Raw genomic sequence first — 18,702 nt, forward strand, 5'->3', positions numbered from 1 at the left:
AAAGCTACGGCATCGTTATTCTTTGGCGTCGTTTTTTAATAAAAAGCGATGGGAGAGCAAGAATAACAACACGTTTTAGCTTCTGTGGACATTACGAGTTGTTCAAAAAACTAAGGCGACCATTTAGGTCGCCTTAGTAAATTGATTTTATAAAAAACCTTTAAAACCAGCTTGCTACCAGTCGCTTAAACCAATCCATAATACGTTTAAAAATCCCGCCTTCTTCCACTGGTTCGAGTGCAACTAGCTCGGTCTCTTTCACGACTTTTCCATCCACTTTGTATAGCACCTTGCCAACTACCTGATCTTGAGCAATTGGCGCAAGTAAATCACCGCTGTATTCCACTTCCGCTTTAAGTTTGTTTACGTCACCTTTAGGCAGAGTGAGATAAACATCGCGGTTCACACCAACTTTTAACTCATCCTTTTGCCCCATCCAAACGCGAGCGTTTGCGATATCAGTTCCTGCGGCCGTTGGCATCAAGGTATCGTAGAATCGAAAACCGTAACTAAGAAGTTGCTTACTTTCTGATTCACGCACACTTTGGCTCTTCGCCCCCATGACAACTGCGATAAGGCGCATGTCGCCATTGGTGGCTGACGTCGCCAAACTGTAACCTGCACCACTGGTATAGCCCGTTTTCATCCCGTCAACGTTCATGCTGCGATCACGAAGTAAACCATTCCGGTTGTATTGAGTAATGCCGTTGTACGTAAAAGACGTTTCGCTGTACATCGGATAAATATCTGGCAGGTCACAAATGATTGCTTGACCCAACTTTGCTATATCATGCGGTGTTGAATACAAACCATCGCTATCTAAACCGTGAGGGTTAGTAAATGAGGAATTCGTCAAACCAAGTTGACTCGCCCAACTATTCATTAAGCTAACAAAGCCTGCTTCGCTGCCAGCAACGTGCTCTGCAATGGCAACACTAGCATCGTTTCCTGACTGAACCACCAATCCTCGATATAAATCAGACAGAGACACAGATGTGTTTACTTCGATGAACATTTTGGAAGAATCTGGGAAGTTTTTCGCCCAAGCGTTGCGACTAATGACAACTTGATCATCGAGACTGATATTGCCAGCGTTTACTTCTTGTCCTGCAACATAAGCAGTCATCAACTTAGTTAAGCTCGCTGGGTTTAATCGCTTGTCTGCATCGCGCTCTACCAACACTTTACCTGTGTGATAGTCCATCAGTACATAACCGCGGGAGCTTAGTTCAGGTGCATTAGGGACAACAGTAGGTGCAGCAAAGGCAAAGTGAGAGAAGGTAGCAAGGCCGGTAAGGAAAGTCGTGTTGAATAAGGTAATTTTTCTCATAGTGACATCTAATCTTATTAGCAATCTGTGGCTTACAAACTAAGTCGAGTATATTGAAACGCCATACAGTTACAGCAGCAATGTTACGATTCGTTACCTTTACTCAATGTTTGTCGAGAAGAATGAGAGATGAGTAGAAATTTTCCGCCCACACATGTGATACCCAAACGAGATCACGAAAGAACGGCCCCACGTCAATGACAGCGAGAACTCACATTTCTAGATACAGATAAGCAGATCATCTAAAACAAATCGTTCAAAATATGAAAAAGCACCCGCACAAACGGTGATGTCAGGGAGAGTACCTGTGCGGGCTTAAAAGGACAATTCAACCCAATAATTACAGAGCTGAAAAACTAGGGGTAATGAAAATCGGATAATCCAAGATCTTCAGTTGCGCTTATATTACTCACCTTGCGTTTTATCTTGTTAGCTTCGCGTCAATACCAGAGTAATAGAGACGTGATACACAAAAATTGGGATTGATTTTATTGACGACAAATAAAATAAAAAATATCGAAGAGAAAACTAGGCACTGGTTAATTATATTTATAATAACCCTAAATCAAATTTATGATTTCGGATATTTTTACCTTAAATAAACATCGTGAAATTTTTAATTTTCATTTTCTTTCATTCAGTCAGAAAGCGAAGAAAAGTACAACTTCCCTTTCTTAAAACTCAATGATGTCTTACGTATTTTTTTGGAACTTTTATTTTCTGGATCAATAAATTGAGTATAGCAATGAGGGACTAAACACCCACTTTTCGCTCTAAACGATAAACCACTATTGTTTAGATTGATACGCTGTTTCTTTACCACTAGGGATTCCAAACAATGGTTATCCTTAATTTGGGTGGCAATTCGATCGCGTACTCCTACCCAATACGCCTTAAACGACGACATCATAAATACCCTCTTTAATGACATGAATAACATACACTTGAGCTTTATTCCGTCATGACGAAGCAGGTCATTATTCCATATAAAAATTAATGAAAGGAATTAATAGCCCCTACTTAGATATGGTTTGGCTCTTTTTCATTTAAGAAATACGCTTTCATCTCATAATGTATTGAGATGCATATAGTTAACACTTTATGACTATTAATTAGAAAAGCGTAAGACGAAATTGTGCATATTCCATACAAAAACAAAGGATATGTCAAAGGTTAATTAGCAATTAATCAGTTATAAAACTAAAAACTAAAATTCATAACTGGCTATTATCAATAAAGACAAAAATAAATAATATCGACTTTACCATTTATAGATTTAGATGATATCAATATACGCAGTTTACTATTATTGAAAAATACATAATCAATAAACATACGACCTATCTATTAATGATATTTAGGTCTTAGTAGAGAATATTGAGGAACGAAAAAGCGCACCTTTAATGGTGCGCTTAACATCTTTTCGTTTAAGGTTTCAGCTTCAAAACATTATCAATGTCTGCAGCACTGTGGCGCTCAGCTAGTTGCTCCCACTCTTCACCCCAAGAGCGGTTAACAATACGACCACGTTTAACACCTTCTCGCTCATCAATCGCTTTCGCCCAACGCACAACGTTTTTGTAGCCCTCCACATCTAAAAACTCGGCTGCATCGTATGCGCGGCCCAGCACTAAGTTACCGTACCACGGCCAAGTTGCGATATCGGCAATGCTGTACTCATCACCACCTAAAAAGGCGTTGTTTGCCAGACGTTTGTCCAGTACATCCAGTTGACGCTTAACTTCCATCGTAAAGCGGTTGATTGGGTACTCGAATTTCTCTGGCGCGTACGCGTAGAAGTGACCGAAACCGCCTCCTAAGTATGGTGCAGAACCTTGCAGCCAAAATAGCCAGTTCATTACGTCGGCACGCTTCGCGCCTTCTGTTGGTAAGAAGTGACCAAACTTTTCTGCCAAGTAGAAAAGAATGTTACCCGATTCAAACACGTTGATAAGTTCATCACCTGAGCGATCAACCAGCGCCGGAATTTTAGAGTTTGGGTTTACTGCTACAAAGCCAGAACCAAATTGGTCACCATCGCCAATCTTGATCAAATACGCGTCGTATTCTGCTTCTGTTACGCCTGCCGCCAAAAGCTCCTCAAACATGATCGTCACTTTCTGACCATTAGGAGTCCCCATTGAGTAAAGCTGGAATGGATGCTCTCCAACTGGCAACTCTTGCTCGTGACGTGCGCCAGAGTCGGGACGATTAATGCTTGCCCATTGGCCGCCATTTTCACTGTCGTTAGTCCAAACTCTTGGTGGTGTGTATTCGTTAGCCATTGTTATTCCTTATCGTGTTTGAATGCACCTGTAGGCTGGTTCAAATCGTTACCAGCAGCAATGCTTAAAAATCCCCACCTTAAATTGGCAGGGCATAATCAAGATATTAGGTCGGAATCTTCAAATAAAAGTCCTGACCTTTCACTTAATTAGAACCTTTGGTTATGGGATTTTCTTTCACGCTATAAGGAAAAACGTTGTGTTAATGTGAGTTAGGTTCGAGATGCTAACAATAATGAGTAAGCCCAACTCGGCGGCGCATCTCTGTTTGGTGATTTAGAACAACCGCTTAACTTTACAGTCACTAAGAGCGAAGTAGTGTTAGATACTTTGGTTCAGAATACTTACGTACGTGAAAGATAGTTAGGTTAGATAGTTAAAAAGAAAAGCGCCCTTCACTGAATCAATGAAGGGCGTTTTAATATCTTTGTAATCGAAACCGTTACTTAGCTGATTCAAACAAACCAGTGATGCCTTTCAAAGGGAAAAGCCTTGCTTGCTCCAACCCTCTCAACGTTACCGTATTTAAGTCATCAATAAAGAAACGACTGGTTATCGTGTGTTTGCCACCATTAATGAAAATCTCGATGACAGAATTGTCGATATATATCTCAATCTTCTGCTTAGCGTCCAATCTTGGTGCTTTTCGAATGCTACCAAATTCTTCTGCGTATAAATGAGACATATGACGACGGTCCAGCATAAACTCGTGCTCTGTCGCACTAAAGACGATGTTGTCACCTTTGAGGTTACTCAGCTCAAGTTCAAAGCCATCGCCCTCAAGGTCTAATTGTATCAAACAACTGGTGCTTTCCAGTGTATGGGATTGTGCAAAGACCACCTCTTCTTTTCTTAAACTCTTCAGCTCAGGGAGTGGAGTTTGAACAAGAAAACCATCTTTCAACGTTAGTTCTCTAGGAAGAGACAACATTCCTGCCCACTGGTGTGTGACCGATGGTGTGTCGATTTCTGGCAACCCTATCCATGCAATAAGAATGCGACGCCCATTCTCATCTAAATAGGTTTGTGGGGCGTAGAAATCAAACCCATAATCTGGCTGCAAAATATCTTGGTGGTTTTCTAAAATCATCGACTCTAGGTTCAACTGATCACCCACGATATACGCGACAGAATAGATGTTTTTGAAATCATAAGGATTACTACTGCTCACACCCTGTGGAGAAAACAGCATCACCGATTGACCATTAATCTCAAAGAAATCAGGACACTCCCACATGTACCCAAGGTCAGAAAACTTGGTCTTGATAGGACCTTTATGCTGCCACGTTTTCAAATCTTTGCTTTGATAGAGCGCCATTGAACCATGCTCAGTTTTGGTTTGAGCACCCACCACCATCAGATAATCGTCGCCTTTCTTCCAAACTTTTGGGTCACGAAAGTGCTCCGTGTAATGTTCGTTCTCAATGACCACACCATGCTTTTCAATGTTGCCGTCTGAATCCATGGTGGCAAAGCACTGTGTTGGAATTCGGTTCCAGTTTTGGTCACGCTTGTTGCCAGTAAAAAACAGCAAAGCCTTGTTGTTTTCCACCAAAGCGCCACCCGAATAAACACCATGTGAATCGTAGTCTTGGTCGGGATGAAGACCAACACCATGATCAGTAAAATGGATGAAGTCTTTAGTAGAAAGGTGGTACCAATACTTCATTCCATGGACTGGTCCCACTGGCGTCCACTGGTAAAAGATGTGGTGCTCACCATTGAAATAGCACAACCCATTTGGGTCATTTAACAGCCCAAATCTAGGGGCGATATGAAAACTAGGAAAGCCTTTATCTTGCTGACGTGAAAGTGTCATTTCTTCGATATCACACTGAGGGATTTGCTCAAGTCGGCGATACCTTTGCTCTACAGTCCAACGGTTGTTTAAGCTCATAATTTTTCTCAACTGAAATTGGATCTGAAGATCATTGCCCAATAAATTGCAGCAACTCTGTCTGGGTCGGAAGCGCAGTCATTGCGCCTTTTTGCGTCGTCGCTAATGCACCACAGCCATTTGCCCATTGAATCGCAGAGCTAACAATAAGATGATTTTTCCAATCGTCATGTTGAGACAGACATGCCAGTAGCCCTCCGACAAAAGCATCACCAGCCCCTGTAGTATCAACCGGACTAACGACTTGACCAGTGATCAGCTCACTCTGGCTTTCAAAGACGCGCCAAACGCCTTTCGCACCTTGTGTCACCAAGACCAAAGCAATATTCATAGCGGCTATTTGTTTTAAACCTTGCGCTATCGATGTTGAGTCAGTTAAGAACAAAAGCTCTTCTTCAGAGAATTTAACCACATCAGCCATCGCTACAGCCTTCATTACGACAGCTTGGATTTCTGATTGTTCTTGCCACACTTCATCACGCAAGTTAGGGTCAAAGCTAATGAAACCACCAGCGGCTTTTACTCTTTTGATCGCCTCAAATGTGCTACTTCGACTTGGCTCATTTGCCAGTGAAATCGAGCAAACATGCAGCCAGTCACCTTGCTTAAAGTTAGGAATATCTTCAACAGACATAAACTGATCAGCGCTCGGTTTTACCATAAACGTAAAGCTGCGTTCACCTTGATCGTCTAAATCCACCACCACTGTTGATGTTCTTTGCTCAGGATCTTTAACGAGAAACTCCGTGCACACGCCCTCTTGATCCAGCGTTGATTGCATGAAGCGACCAAATGGGTCATCACCCACACGTCCAAAAAACGCACTCTTACCAGATAGACGAGCAATTGCTACGGCGACATTCGCTGGTGCACCACCGGGACATTTGAATAAAGAAGTCTCAGATTCCGGTATTAGATCGACAACAGCATCACCAGTTACCCACACTTGATTCATCTTGCTTACCTTAAAATTAAAGCCCTGATAGTCCAACGTGTTGAACACCTTCACTACCAAGTAAAAATTGAAAAAGGCTAGCCAAGCCATTAGTGCTTGGCTAGCACCCCAAACATTTAGGAAAAGAAGTGGATTTTGGGGGACTCCACCCTTAAGGAGTTCAGATTAAGCCGCTGCTTTTTTACCGACTTTAGCGCGGTCACGCATACCAAGAACAATGGTGAGAACAAATGCGGTCAAGAACGCGATCACCATACCCGCGATGTAGTAACCAATCTTATCTGGCGCGATGGAAATGATGCCTGGAAGACCTGCTGCACCCAATGCCTGAGCTTTCACATTAAACATTGTAATGAACGCGCTCGATAACGCCGCAGCGCAAACTGCCGCGATAAATGGGTAACGTAGTTTTAAGTTAACACCAAACATGGCTGGTTCTGTAATACCCAGCAAACCCGTGACACCCGATGGAATCGCAATACCTTTCATCTTCTTATCTTTACTCATTATGCCCACCGCCAACGCTGCAGCACCTTGAGAAACGTTAGACATCGCTGCAATAGGAAAGATAAAGGTGCCGCCTGTCGTCGCAATATCCGCAAGAAGTTGCGTTTCAATCGCAATGAAGCTGTGATGCATACCAGTAATAACAAACGGAGCATAGATAAGACCAAATACCGCACCACCAACAAAGCCAGCTGTGTTGTATAGCCAGTTCAGACCATCACCCAATAGGAAACCGATATCACGCGTGAACGGACCGACGACAGTAAACGTCAGCAAACCCGCTATGAAAATCGCCAGTAATGGCGTTAAAAGGTTGTCTAAAACAGAAGGTATGACTTTACGTAAGCCTAGCTCAACCTTCGCAAGAATGAATGCCGATACCAAAACCGGTAACACTGAACCTTGGTAACCCACTTTTTGGATTTCAAAACCAAGAATATTCCAAACCGGAATGTTGCCAGACACAGATGCGCCGCCGAATCCCCAACCATTCAGCAAGTCAGGGTGAACCATCAACATACCTAGCGCTGCCCCTAAATATGGGTTGCCGCCAAACTTCTTGCTGGCTGAAAATGCCAGCAGAATAGGCAGGTAAACAAACGGCGCGTTTGCAAACGTGTTGATCATGTTCGCCAAGTCTGTCAGTCCTGGATTGGCCTCAATCAAGGAATTACCATCAATAAACAAGCCTTGGGCAGTCAGTAGGTTGTAAATACCCATCAACAAACCGCCAGCGACGATTGCTGGAATGATTGGGACGAAAATATCAGACAGCCCCTTCACTGCGCGCTGAACGATGTTTTGTTTCTCTGCGCCAGCAGACGCAACGTCGTTGGTGGACATTTCACTCATACCCGTCAACTTCGCCATTTCTGCATAAACTTGGTTTACGATGCCTGATCCAAAAATGATTTGGTACTGACCCGCAACTTTGAACTGCCCTTTTACCCCTTCAAGGTTATCAATCGCTTGTTCATCTATTTTTTGCTCATCTGCAACGGCAAGGCGTAAGCGTGTCGCACAATGTGCAAGTGCGGTGATGTTGCTTTTACCACCTAATAGAGTTAACAACTCTTTTGCTACTGCCGGATAATTCATTTCATACCCCATTGGATTATTATCTGAGCTTGCGAAATTTTCGGGAACGTTTGCAAAACAGATTTTTGCTCAATAAAACCAAATGATCAAAGATAAAGCAGAGAGAATGTGAGAATGATCGTCAAATTCTCTCCCTAACAGCAGTATAGGAGGTTAGAATCGCTACTTATCAAAGAGCTTTTCATCTTCTCTTTGCAAACAATCCCAAAAACGAACAACAGAATGGATAGGAACAATGGCGAGTCTGCATGATGTCGCCCGTCTGGCTGGCGTATCAAAATCAACAGTGTCACGGGTTATAAACGATGAGTATGGCGTAAAAGAAGCGACAAAACAGAAAGTCCGCCAAGCAGTAGCTGAGTGTGGCTATGTGCCAAACCAAGTCGCTAAAGATCTAAAATCTCAAAAGACCAATCTGGTTGGTGTCATTGTTCCTCGGGTTTCCTCTCATGCCACATCCCAAGGCGTCGATGGATTAACCGAGGTCCTTGAAAAAGCGGGGAAACATGTTTTACTTGCTAGCACTCACCAAGTCCACGAAAAAGAACTAGAATATATTCAGATCTTTAACCAAAAACGGGTTGAAGGGATCATTCTTTACGCGACCCACCTCGATTCCAAGCTGGTAAAAGCAATTCAAAACTCAGCGGTCCCAGTTGTGCTCGTCGGTCAAGATGGTTCCATGTTTAATATTCCAAGCATCATTCATGATGACTCACGAGTAGGGTTTGAAGCGGGAAATAGACTGGTTGCAAAAGGTTGCCAAACCATGGGCTTTATTGGCGTACAAGGTGACGATATCGCGGTAGATAAGCAACGCTCTGAAGGGTTTGTTCAAGCGCTGCAACACCATGGTTTTGAGCTCGCCTTCCATGCTCGTGGTGACTTTACCATCGACTCTGGCTATTCATTGGCAAAACAACACTTAACAGAGAACCGTAAGCTAGATGGCTTGTTCTGTGCGACAGACCGTATTGCTATCGGTGCGATGAGAGCGATTCAAGAGATCGGGTTAACACCGGGTAAAGACGTTTTAGTGCTAGGAGTTGGTGATGATGAGCTCGCATCAGTGTGCACCCCAACCTTATCAACATTTAACTATGCATTTGATAAAGCAGGTGAAAATGGTGCGAAACTGTTGCTAGATAGAATTGCCAACAGAAGTTTTGAAATGAGTAAGATGGTGCTAACCTTCAAAACAATTGAGCGTCAGTCCTGTTAATGAAAAAGCGCCAACTGAAATCAGTTGGCGCTTTTCTTATTACTTTTTGTCGGTTAGAGCCCTTTAGAACCAAGTTTCCATTTGCAGTGCAAACAGAACTTCACCACCATCCCCCATCGTTGCAGCGCCCGTATCCTGGCTAATCGAGTAGCCATTCAAGTCTTCGCTCCAATCAACGTAGCTAACAGCAAAACGTAGCTCCGGACGGTCAAAGAAACCTGCTGCGGTAGACATCTTAAGCGTTGGCGCAATTGTCGCTTTGTAAAAACTGCCACTTGCTTTATCAATCGCATTGTCTAGATCCATGTATTGGTATGAGCCTTCATAAACCATCTCAAAGTTTTGTGTAAACTCTTGCGCTAAGCGGATGTTGAACGATGCCCACGTAAATTCATCATTTTTGGCAAAGCGATCTTGGCTGTGCTCTGCTAACAACGCAGGTGCTACACGCCAATTGTCGCCGATGCGTGTTACACCATAGCTGAACAAGCGTACGGCTTTTGCGTCTTCTAGCAAATCACCGTTTGAACCTATGCCTTTAAGTTCCGCCCCCAGTCCATCACCCATCAAAATACCAGTTTTAGAGAAGCCTTCACTCATGCCAAAGAAGGTATCGCCATGGTAGGCAAACATCGCATGTAAACCTTTGTCCGCTGAGCCTTCTGCTCGATCATTGTTATCAGCAGACGTCATGCCGCTCAGCATCAATTGCCAATTACCAAAGCGGTTGTTCATTGTCGCGATATAGTTTTCAACATCCGTTGACGAGCTATCAATCTCACCAAAATCACGACCATAGATCGAGAAGTTTACTTTCCACGAATCGCTCATTTGGATGTCATACACACCTGCACCAGTACCAGATAGGAAAACGATATCCGAGTCAAAGAAGTGAATGTCAAAGTTATCACGGTCAAATCGTTTTCCTGCCCAAAACGTTGCGTCAGCAAACGCACTTGATTCAGAGAACATGCTCAACTTGTTTAGCTCAGCATATACCTGACGAACGTTTAATTGACTCTCACTCGCTGTCCATTCGTTATTGGTTTCCGTACTATCTGCCAGCATGATTCGGAACAATGCGCTGGAACCATCATCTGCAAAGCGTTTGTGAATAAGGTTTGCTTCCACATAATGATCATCCTCAACCCCTAATCGTCCAATTGGAGCGCCAATAGCACCAGCTGCCGTCATGTAAGGACCAGTACCCACTGCACCATTCAGATCATCATTAATGAGCAGCCCGGAACGAGCGTAGCCATGAAACTCAAAGCTTGAGGCTTTCTCATTTGCTTCTGTGGATACTTTTTCTGTCTGTTCAAGTCTCTGTTCTAATTCATTAATTCGCTTTTCAAGAGCGTCAACATCTGTTGTTGCGAATGCAGGTGCAGTAACCAGCCCAAGCGCTACTGCCATCGTCAAAGTGTGTAGTTTCATTTCCATAGTCTCACGTAAACTTATACTTAGGTTATTTGCAAACGTTCCCAAGTAAAATTGCAAACTTATGGTGACTTTAAATACCCATCTAAAGTCTGAATTTCAGAGCGCTCAGACTCAGAGCGTCTCTACCACTTGTATCAATGAAGGCGATAATATATAAAACTTTCGGGAACGTTACCGTAAGGAAGCGATTTTGTTACTTCTATCACGTTCAATTGTGTTACTTACAGAAAAATCATTAACCAGCGCACATTTGAATGGTAATGAGAAACAGGCATTGAAATTCAGCCTTATTAACAGGTGGCATTGTGGCAGAGACGTTGGCTCAACGTCTTTTATAGATTGTCTTGTGGTTAGAGCGCACAAAAAACTTCATAGAATCAGTGAGAGCATTTGGCTCCATGCATTTTAATATCTACAAAACTCATTTTTTGAACATAAATGAGTTTTGTAAAATCCAATAATCTTGCTCATGGTCACATCGGTTTCGAAAAGCCACTCATTACCAAAAAGTAATCAAGCTAATGCAGTCTAATGCATCTCAACGTTATTCTCTTTGGCGACTAGTAAGTATTTAATTTGATGTTGAAAATCTGCCTCAATGATCTCTTCTCGACCTTTGGACATAACGGTGTCGTAAACCATGTTTACATATTCATACGGCAGATATTTATCAAAAACATGAACTATATCGTCGTTAATTAAAATTTCACCGTAACAAGCTAAGTCTTCATCAAACGTATTTTGGTAACAAGATATTTTAGAACTATCCCATCCAGAGTAAAATTTGACACTATTGACATCGTCATACATCGCAATGAATAACTTTTCGATTCCAAGCTTTCCTTCAGCCTCAAACCTCGACTCAAAGTTAACATAGCCGATAGCAATACCTTCATTAGAAGCTGAGTAATCTTTATTAACTCCGTAGTGGACTTGGTTTTCTCTACGTTTAGAATTGCCAATAGCTTTCCAAGTTAGGCGGTTCCCATCAATATTTTCACCAAATGTAAGCTCTTCTTTGACCTCAATAATTTGGTTCGCCAATTGGTAAGTTAAAGGCAGGTCAAGATCCGGAACGTTAGTGGCAAGACTTAGACCTTTCCTGCTATGTTTTTCGTAAATTACCTGATGTTTTCTTGGCTCGGAGTGAGAGCTTACAACTATCCATCCGCTTTCTTCAGTAGATGGGTTAGTTGATTCGGAGTTACAGCCCAAAATAAGAAGAGTTGACGCGCTAAACAGTACAGTTTTTAAGTACATAGTGAGTATTCAAAGTTAATTATTTAGTGGCATTATCATTTAAAACAATATCATGGGCAATAAAATCATACTTTAATACCTCAATAGTTATTCTATTTCGAAGTTAATATTTTTGATTAGCTACATTGCTAGGTTAATAACAGAGAACGATGCCAGAATGAATTACGTGTTCTAACTCTATACTTAATCATACAAATCCGGCAGTACGAAACGAATAAAGTGAACGTGTCAAAAGCCCGAATAGCGTTACCCAACAAAAACGCCCTTCACATAAGTAAAGGGCGTTTGTTATTTGAGATTTTGATTAGCGAGCTATAACACCAACCCACCATCAATCTTGAGCACTTGTCCGGTTATAAACGCACTTTTATCAGAGACCAGAAACGCAACGCCATTGGCGATATCTTGCACCGAGCCCATACGTCCTAGGGGCGTTTTACTTTCCATCATTTGAATGACTTTTTCTGGCAGGTTCTTGGTCATGTCGGTGGTGATAAAGCCTGGCGCGACACAGTTGACGCGTATCTGTGCACCCTTTCTTGAAAGTTCTTTCGCCCAGCCTTTGCTCATTGAGATGACTCCGCCTTTACTTGCGCCGTAGTTACTTTGCCCAATATTGCCATCCGTACCCACGATAGAAGAAATGCTGACAATGCTACCTGCGCCCTGCTCTAGCATTACTGGCGCGACGCGTTGAGTAAGTAAGAACACAGCCTTTAAGTTCACATCGATTACGCTGTCCCAATCTTGTTCTAGCATGTCTGGCAGCAATGCATCGCGAGTAATACCCGCGTTATTAACCAGCGCATCGATTCTTCCATGCTGCTCTACAATACTGTCTAACACTTCGCTAACAGCAGCAGCATCGCACAAATTGACTTGATAACTGCTTAGCTGCGCCGACTGGCTCCATTCCAAAGGCGATATGTCTAGCCCGACGACGTGGAATCCATCCTCCAGTAATTGCTCACAAATAGCTTGGCCAATACCACGTGCCGCACCAGTGACTACTGCTACTTTTTCCGGTTTCATCTTGGTCTTCCTTAAATGTTGAGATTACAAACTTGCTTGATCCTAGGCGCTTATCGTTATGTAGGTTTGTGCTTCTCATACGCAAAGGATTTTATTTCGTTGATGAAACTATAGGAATATTCTGGAAGTCTGATGTGAACGAATCAAGACAACTTGATGATGTTTCTGGCGGTTCTCAAGTTGAATGCTAAAACAGAGAAATGGGCGATGCACTAACCCATTGAATAAAAGCAAAAAAAGCACCATTACCGCTAATGGTACTTTGTATTAATTCTTCATCTGTAACAACACGATTTTTCTCAGCGGTGAGAAGATATTAAAAACTAAACCTGTCATAAACAGCGTAATAACAATCGTTGCACCACTAGGCAAATCATACTTTGCAGAAGCTGCTATCCCCAACAAAATACCAATAGTTCCGATACCTAAACTGGCGGTTAAAAAACGTCTACCTTTAAGGCTCGCAGCGCATAAAGCGGGAATCACCAACAAAGCAAACTCTAGGTAAATACCCGTCAGTTTGACCGTGATCGGCATCAAGATAGCGAAGATGAGATAAAAACCGCTACCACGCATAAATTCGGGCTTTGTGCGTACTAGCAACAACATCGCACCAGTGATTACCGTCAACGGCCAAACATCTTGCCATGTCGACCACAGTAGCTGACCATTCAAAATCCCTTGAATGAAGTCAGCACCATGTGAGTCTTTGCTAACAAGCAACACCGCTAAAGAGGCAGATACCACAAACAAGCTGCCAATCATCGGCTCAAGATGCGGATGATTTCGCTTTTCTAATGCAGCAATCAATCCGCATAACAATAACGACATTATCCAAGGGCCAAGCATTGCACCAAGCCAAGATTCCGATAACCAAGGAATCCTCACGTACAAAGTAGATGAGTTTAGCCAATAATGACTAAGCGCCGCCCCCAATGCTGCGACTTGAGCCACCGCAAGGTCGATGAAAATGATCTGCCGCTTTAATACTTGCTGGCCAAGTACGACGTTACCAATTAGCGCAATCACGCCGCACAAAATAGCCGGCGCTAACCATGTGTATTCAGTCATGATCAAAACTTCACAGCGCTAGGAGAAACCAACACATCGAGTAACTCGGCAATCACTTCATCGTACAGCTCATCTAAGTTCTGCTCTTTTGACACCGTCAAAGGCAATTGGACGACAGGTTTGTTTGTTCGTTGTTGCAACCACATTGCGGGGCGTTGATCTTGGTGAGACGAATACACAATCGCATCAAACGAACTTGCGTCCAACTTTGTCAGTGATTGCAGATGCGAGGTCGTCGGCGATCCCCCTGGTTTGGGCTCAAGATCCGCAACTTGAACCATGCCCAGCCAATCGAACAAATATCGGTAAGTGGAATGATAGCCCACAACTTGCTTACCATTTAACGGCTTAGCTTTTGCTTCCCATTCGTTGAGTTTTTTTCGCCAATGCGCACGAAACTTCATCCCATTGAGCTGGTAGGTTGGCGCATTTTCAGGATCAACCGCTTGCAAACGCTGAGCCACAACGCGCGAAAGCGTAATCATGTCATTCGCCGCAAACTGCACGTGCGGATTACCATGCGCATGAATATCACCCATACTGCGATCCACATGTTGATGTGTATCCAGCATACGTACAAAACTGGCAGCGTAAATCATGCTTTTTGCCCCATTTTGCACCGCAGCATTTGAGCTTCGTGCCTGTAGCATAGGCAACCACCCTACTTCTAGCTCTGCTCCAGAACACATAGCCAAATCGGCTTGACGCATTTTCGCAATCAACGAAGGGCGAGCTTGCACGTAATGTGGATCTTGTTTATCGGTAGTAGCAGAATAGATATTTGCTTCTGGAGCGTGGCGTTGCAATAAAGCTTTCCATTCCGGCTCACAAACAAAAATATCCAAAGCCCATGTTGGAGAAGAAACAATGGCAGCAATCGCTGCCATTGTGCCTAAACCTTTAGAGATAAAGGTTAATGACTTAGAACGCATGAGCACCGTGCGCCCCAAAAGTCATGACGTATTGCAATGTAAAGACGTTCTCTTTTTCTTTGTCTTGGTTTTCTGCACGCGTGTACTGCGCACGAACAGTACCAAAGTGCGAAGAATCCCACGCAATCATCGCATCGACTTCTTTATCATTTAGCGCAGTGAAATGCATGTGGTCACCATGAGCATGACCATCGTAGCTTTCCGCTTCGCCGTAACGAACGCCAGCAGACCAGCTAGGGTTAAATCGGTATACACCCGAAACGTAATATGCTGTTAAGTTATCAGGGGATTCAGCTTCATCTTTAAATTTGCTGTCGACCACACCATCCAACAACATGTACTCGGCAGAAAACGTAAAGTTGCGGTACTTGTAGTTACCATCCGGGGCCCATTTCCAAACAAAATCAGCACCATAAAGATTCGCACCAGTAATCGCAGCAGCGTGGCTATGTTCATGGTCATGACCGGTATCAGCATGATGATCGTGGTCAGCAAATTCTTCCACCTTGCCGTTCTTGTTTCGCAGGTAACTCAAGCCAAATTGCCAACTAGAAGAATCTGAAATGTCGCTACCTAGTTTTAATGTTGAGGTAAATACACCAACGTCAGAACCCTCATCCACTGCCGACATCTTGCTGCCACTTAGCGCCTCAACACCAAATTTCACAAACAGATCTGTCGGAAGAACAAGGCTCGCTCTCACGCCATCATCATAGTAATGCGAACCAAGAAACGTTCGGTACGCTAATGGACGCTCAACAAAACTATCGGTATGCATGTGTTGGTTGTTCAAGTAACCAAAATCGGAAAGAAAACGCCCCGCTCGGACATTAAAGCCGTAAGGCAAAGCCAAGGTTTCGATAAACGCTTCTTCCAACATCAGTTCGGCGTCGTCAGCATGGCTTTCCAGCACTGTCGTCAAAGCGCCATGGAATTTATCGTCAATGTTTGCAGACAAACTAAGCTCAGTATGACCCAAGCCAAACCCTTCTTCTCGCTCTGAGTTATGACGCTGTCCATCTTGGTAATATCCGTCCAAAACGACACCAATTTGTGGATTCGACAACGTATCGGCAAAAACAGGGGATGCAAAAATGCTACCGATGACTAGAGAAACCAATTTTTTATTCACTACCTTTTCCTTATTGTTATGTTATAACATATGATTTTTAAGTTGTTATAATATAACAATTATCATTACACAAGGAATAATTGAAAATAGAACCCATTTGTATTCAGAAAACCGTTGAGCATTTCTTAACCAACCATTGCATCAAATTACGTTTTTAAACGTATAATTGGAGCAAGAACCGACAAAATAAGTAACGGTATTTCAGTATGTTGAATATGGATTTTTCTCAAAGGGTCGTCATCGAAACAGGCAGACAAAATTGGGTTGCTAGCCCCTCTCAAGGAGTGTGGCGTAAGCCATTGGAGCGAGAGGCAAAAGAATCTGGTCACGTAACCAGTGTAGTGAAGTACGAAGCAGGATCGCGTTTTTCTCCTCACCTTCACCCTTACGGAGAAGAAATTTTTGTGCTCGATGGTGTCTTCTCTGACGAAAATGGCGACTATCCAGCAGGTTCTTATCTTCGTAACCCACCCGGCAGTCAGCACGCGCCGTTTAGCGAGAAAGGTTGTGTCATTTTGGTCAAGCTCAATCAATTTGATCCGAACGATCTTAAAACTGTTCGAATCAATACTCGAGAAACAGAATGGCTGCCTGGCATTGGCGGACTACAAGTGATGCCGTTACATGATTTTAAGCACGAGCATGTTGCGTTGGTGAAGTGGCCCAAAGGCGAAAAGTTTCAACCTCACAGACACTTTGGTGGAGAAGAAGTTTTTGTGTTGTCTGGCGAGTTTAGGGATGAGCTAGGTATATACCCAACACATACTTGGTTGCGCTCGCCTCACATGAGTGAGCACTTCCCTTTTGTAGAAGAAGAAACGGTAATTTGGGTGAAAACAGGACATTTGCCGCTCGGAAGTTAAATGGAAATGCGAAACTTTAAGGGCATAACAAACAAGTAAAATCGGCTCGTTAATACGAGCCGATACTCATTGCTTGGTTAAGAACCCATAATTCGGGAGTGCAGCCAGTCTTTTAGCTCCGCTCGATTATGCTTGAGCACATTCATGGCGTGGTCATCTATCGGGCTGCCTTGCAGCTCTAATACACGAATCTCTTTATCGAGTGCGTTATAGTTTTTAACGTTTTCAGCAAATGATGCATCGTTTTGGCTAAGCTGAGTGATGGTATCCAAATGTTCTGGGAATTCATGGGTTAATGAGTGATTTTCACCTAACATAGAGACCTCTTGAGTGGCGTTATTGATGTTTACTCTGCTTGTTTTTTAAGCAATTCAATATTAACCATAGCACTTCATTCGGGGTGATATCGTCGAGTTGACCACACTTTTACGCAACGTATTTAATTTACAATATCTTAACTATTTGGTATTCAAAAGCCCCCGTCTCCTGGCCAAAATCTCATCATTTTCTACTACATTTAATAGACTTCCCACTAAGAAGGTAACCCCAATGAACACCATAAAATTCAGCCTAGTTGGTGCAGCGGTGGTAGTAGCACTCTTTGGCTGTAACTCTGACAGTAATACCATCACCACGACAACCCCTGTCACTCTATCCGTCTCTGATGCGCCGATAGACGACGTTTCCGAAGTGGTCATCACTTACAGCAAAGTTGCTTTCCTTCCTCTTGATGGCGGATCACCACAAATTTTTGAGGTGTATAAAACCGATGAAGAAGGCAATTACGTGGATGAAAACGGCAATCTAATTCCTGATGGTGAAGATCCTCTGCCGTTGAGTGTTAACTTGCTCAACTATCAAGGCAGTGATGTTCAAGAGCTGGTTGAAGATGAAGTGATTCCTTCTGGCAACTACAAGTTGTGTGTATTTGCCAATGATGGCGATCACCCCGACTACCCATCGTATGTGATTGACGAAGCGACAGGAAATCAAATCCCACTGACCGTCAAAGGCGATGGTGCTTGTCCTCAAGGCGTGGGTAAAGAGCCTAACTCTGGGGTATTGTTCTTTAATAACACCTTTGCGGTTAATCCTGATAACAATGAATTCGTAGTCGAGTTTGATCTGCGTCGAGGCTTAAAAGACGGAACGGGTCAAAACGAAGGGTACAGTATTCAACGCACTTCGGTGACCTTGATCAACACCGTTACGACAGGTGAAATTCAGGGCGATGTCGCCGCACAAACCTATGCGGATTGCGAAATTGATACGTCCAGTGCAAACGACTATGCGCACGCCGTTTACTTATATGAAGGCAGCGTCGCCAAAGAGGACATGGGGCCATTTGCTGGCGAAGACGGAAAAGCCACACCAATTGCAGCAGCCAACGTGGTTCCAGATATGGAGCAAGTCAATTACGAATACGAGTTTGGTTTTGTAGAACCCGGCACCTACTCGGTTGGCTATACCTGTACTGCAAATGATGACTCTGAAGAAGGTATTGTCGCCGGAGAAACCTTCAGTATTTATCAAGCAACAAGTGGGTTAACGGTATCGGCTGGTGCCGATACGGATGCCAATTTCTAACCACCACCTATCAAGAGATTCTAAAAATAAGGCAGAGCTTGTTTTGGGCTCTGCCTTTTCGTTCCATGCGACTGCATTCTTTTCGCCA

The 18,702-nt window shown here is 43.3% G+C and carries 15 protein-coding genes and 1 pseudogene; 4 read left to right on the plus strand and 12 right to left on the minus strand.

What is annotated here, in order from left to right:
• Positions 1-160 precede the first annotated feature (160 nt).
• Both UF05_RS18320 and yghU read right to left on the minus strand, forming a co-directional pair.
• Positions 161-1,330 (minus strand): D-alanyl-D-alanine carboxypeptidase family protein, encoded by a 1,170-nt coding sequence (locus UF05_RS18320; protein WP_045546237.1) that lies wholly within the window; start codon positions 1,328-1,330, stop codon positions 161-163.
• Between the two features lie 1,427 nt (positions 1,331-2,757).
• Entirely contained in the window at positions 2,758-3,615 is an 858-nt protein-coding gene (yghU, locus tag UF05_RS18330; RefSeq protein WP_045546238.1) for a glutathione-dependent disulfide-bond oxidoreductase, read from the minus strand.
• A 252-nt stretch (positions 3,616-3,867) separates the two neighbouring features.
• Here yghU and UF05_RS26775 point away from each other — a divergent pair.
• Positions 3,868-3,978, plus strand: a pseudogene (locus UF05_RS26775) (dihydrofolate reductase family protein); the annotation flags it as partial.
• A gap of 79 nt (positions 3,979-4,057) precedes the next feature.
• On the opposite strand, the gene UF05_RS18335 reads toward UF05_RS26775, so the two are convergent.
• From UF05_RS18335 to UF05_RS18345, 3 genes are all read right to left on the minus strand, one after another.
• Positions 4,058-5,512: a sucrose-6-phosphate hydrolase gene (locus UF05_RS18335; RefSeq protein ID WP_045546239.1), complete on the minus strand. Its 1,455-nt coding sequence runs from the start codon at positions 5,510-5,512 to the stop codon at positions 4,058-4,060.
• A 31-nt stretch (positions 5,513-5,543) separates the two neighbouring features.
• On the minus strand, positions 5,544-6,467 hold the full coding sequence (locus UF05_RS18340; RefSeq protein ID WP_045546240.1) for an aminoimidazole riboside kinase: 924 nt from the start codon (positions 6,465-6,467) through the stop codon (positions 5,544-5,546).
• Positions 6,468-6,632: 165 nt separating this feature from the next.
• The gene (locus UF05_RS18345) at positions 6,633-8,072 is read right to left on the minus strand and encodes a sucrose-specific PTS transporter subunit IIBC (RefSeq protein WP_045546241.1); all 1,440 of its coding nucleotides are present in this window, start codon (positions 8,070-8,072) and stop codon (positions 6,633-6,635) included.
• A gap of 235 nt (positions 8,073-8,307) precedes the next feature.
• Between UF05_RS18345 and UF05_RS18350 the strand changes: the two genes are divergently transcribed.
• A complete protein-coding gene (locus tag UF05_RS18350) occupies positions 8,308-9,294 on the plus strand; it encodes a LacI family DNA-binding transcriptional regulator (protein ID WP_045546242.1) in 987 nt (328 codons plus the stop codon).
• Between the two features lie 63 nt (positions 9,295-9,357).
• On the opposite strand, the gene UF05_RS18355 is transcribed toward UF05_RS18350, so the two are convergent.
• From UF05_RS18355 to UF05_RS18380, 6 genes are all read right to left on the minus strand, one after another.
• Positions 9,358-10,731, minus strand: coding sequence for a carbohydrate porin (locus tag UF05_RS18355; RefSeq protein ID WP_045546331.1), 1,374 nt, complete (start codon positions 10,729-10,731; stop codon positions 9,358-9,360).
• Positions 10,732-11,265: 534 nt separating this feature from the next.
• Positions 11,266-11,997, minus strand: a complete 732-nt coding sequence (locus UF05_RS18360) for a hypothetical protein (RefSeq protein ID WP_045546243.1) — start codon at positions 11,995-11,997, stop codon at positions 11,266-11,268.
• A gap of 312 nt (positions 11,998-12,309) precedes the next feature.
• A complete protein-coding gene (locus tag UF05_RS18365; RefSeq protein ID WP_045546244.1) occupies positions 12,310-13,029 on the minus strand; it encodes a beta-ketoacyl-ACP reductase in 720 nt (239 codons plus the stop codon).
• Positions 13,030-13,296: 267 nt separating this feature from the next.
• Entirely contained in the window at positions 13,297-14,100 is an 804-nt protein-coding gene (locus tag UF05_RS18370) for a metal ABC transporter permease (protein WP_045546245.1), read from the minus strand.
• 2 nt (positions 14,101-14,102) lie between these two features.
• On the minus strand, positions 14,103-15,032 hold the full coding sequence (locus UF05_RS18375) for a metal ABC transporter solute-binding protein, Zn/Mn family (protein WP_045546246.1): 930 nt from the start codon (positions 15,030-15,032) through the stop codon (positions 14,103-14,105).
• A complete protein-coding gene (locus UF05_RS18380; protein ID WP_045546247.1) occupies positions 15,022-16,164 on the minus strand; it encodes a hypothetical protein in 1,143 nt (380 codons plus the stop codon). Before UF05_RS18380 ends, UF05_RS18375 begins: the two co-directional genes overlap by 11 nt.
• A gap of 206 nt (positions 16,165-16,370) precedes the next feature.
• Here UF05_RS18380 and UF05_RS18385 point away from each other — a divergent pair, with 206 nt between their 5' ends.
• Positions 16,371-17,027, plus strand: coding sequence for a cupin domain-containing protein (locus tag UF05_RS18385; RefSeq protein ID WP_045546248.1), 657 nt, complete (start codon positions 16,371-16,373; stop codon positions 17,025-17,027).
• A gap of 77 nt (positions 17,028-17,104) precedes the next feature.
• On the opposite strand, the gene UF05_RS18390 is transcribed toward UF05_RS18385, so the two are convergent.
• Positions 17,105-17,344, minus strand: a complete 240-nt coding sequence (locus tag UF05_RS18390; protein WP_005479911.1) for a YdcH family protein — start codon at positions 17,342-17,344, stop codon at positions 17,105-17,107.
• 232 nt (positions 17,345-17,576) lie between these two features.
• On the opposite strand from UF05_RS18390, the gene UF05_RS18395 reads away from it, so the two are divergent.
• Positions 17,577-18,614: a DUF4382 domain-containing protein gene (locus tag UF05_RS18395; RefSeq protein ID WP_031854653.1), complete on the plus strand. Its 1,038-nt coding sequence runs from the start codon at positions 17,577-17,579 to the stop codon at positions 18,612-18,614.
• The last annotated feature ends 88 nt before the right edge of the window (positions 18,615-18,702 follow it).

This window comes from Vibrio sp. S457-15 (assembly GCF_000960545.1).
GTDB classification, from domain to species: Bacteria; Pseudomonadota; Gammaproteobacteria; order Enterobacterales; family Vibrionaceae; genus Vibrio; species Vibrio parahaemolyticus.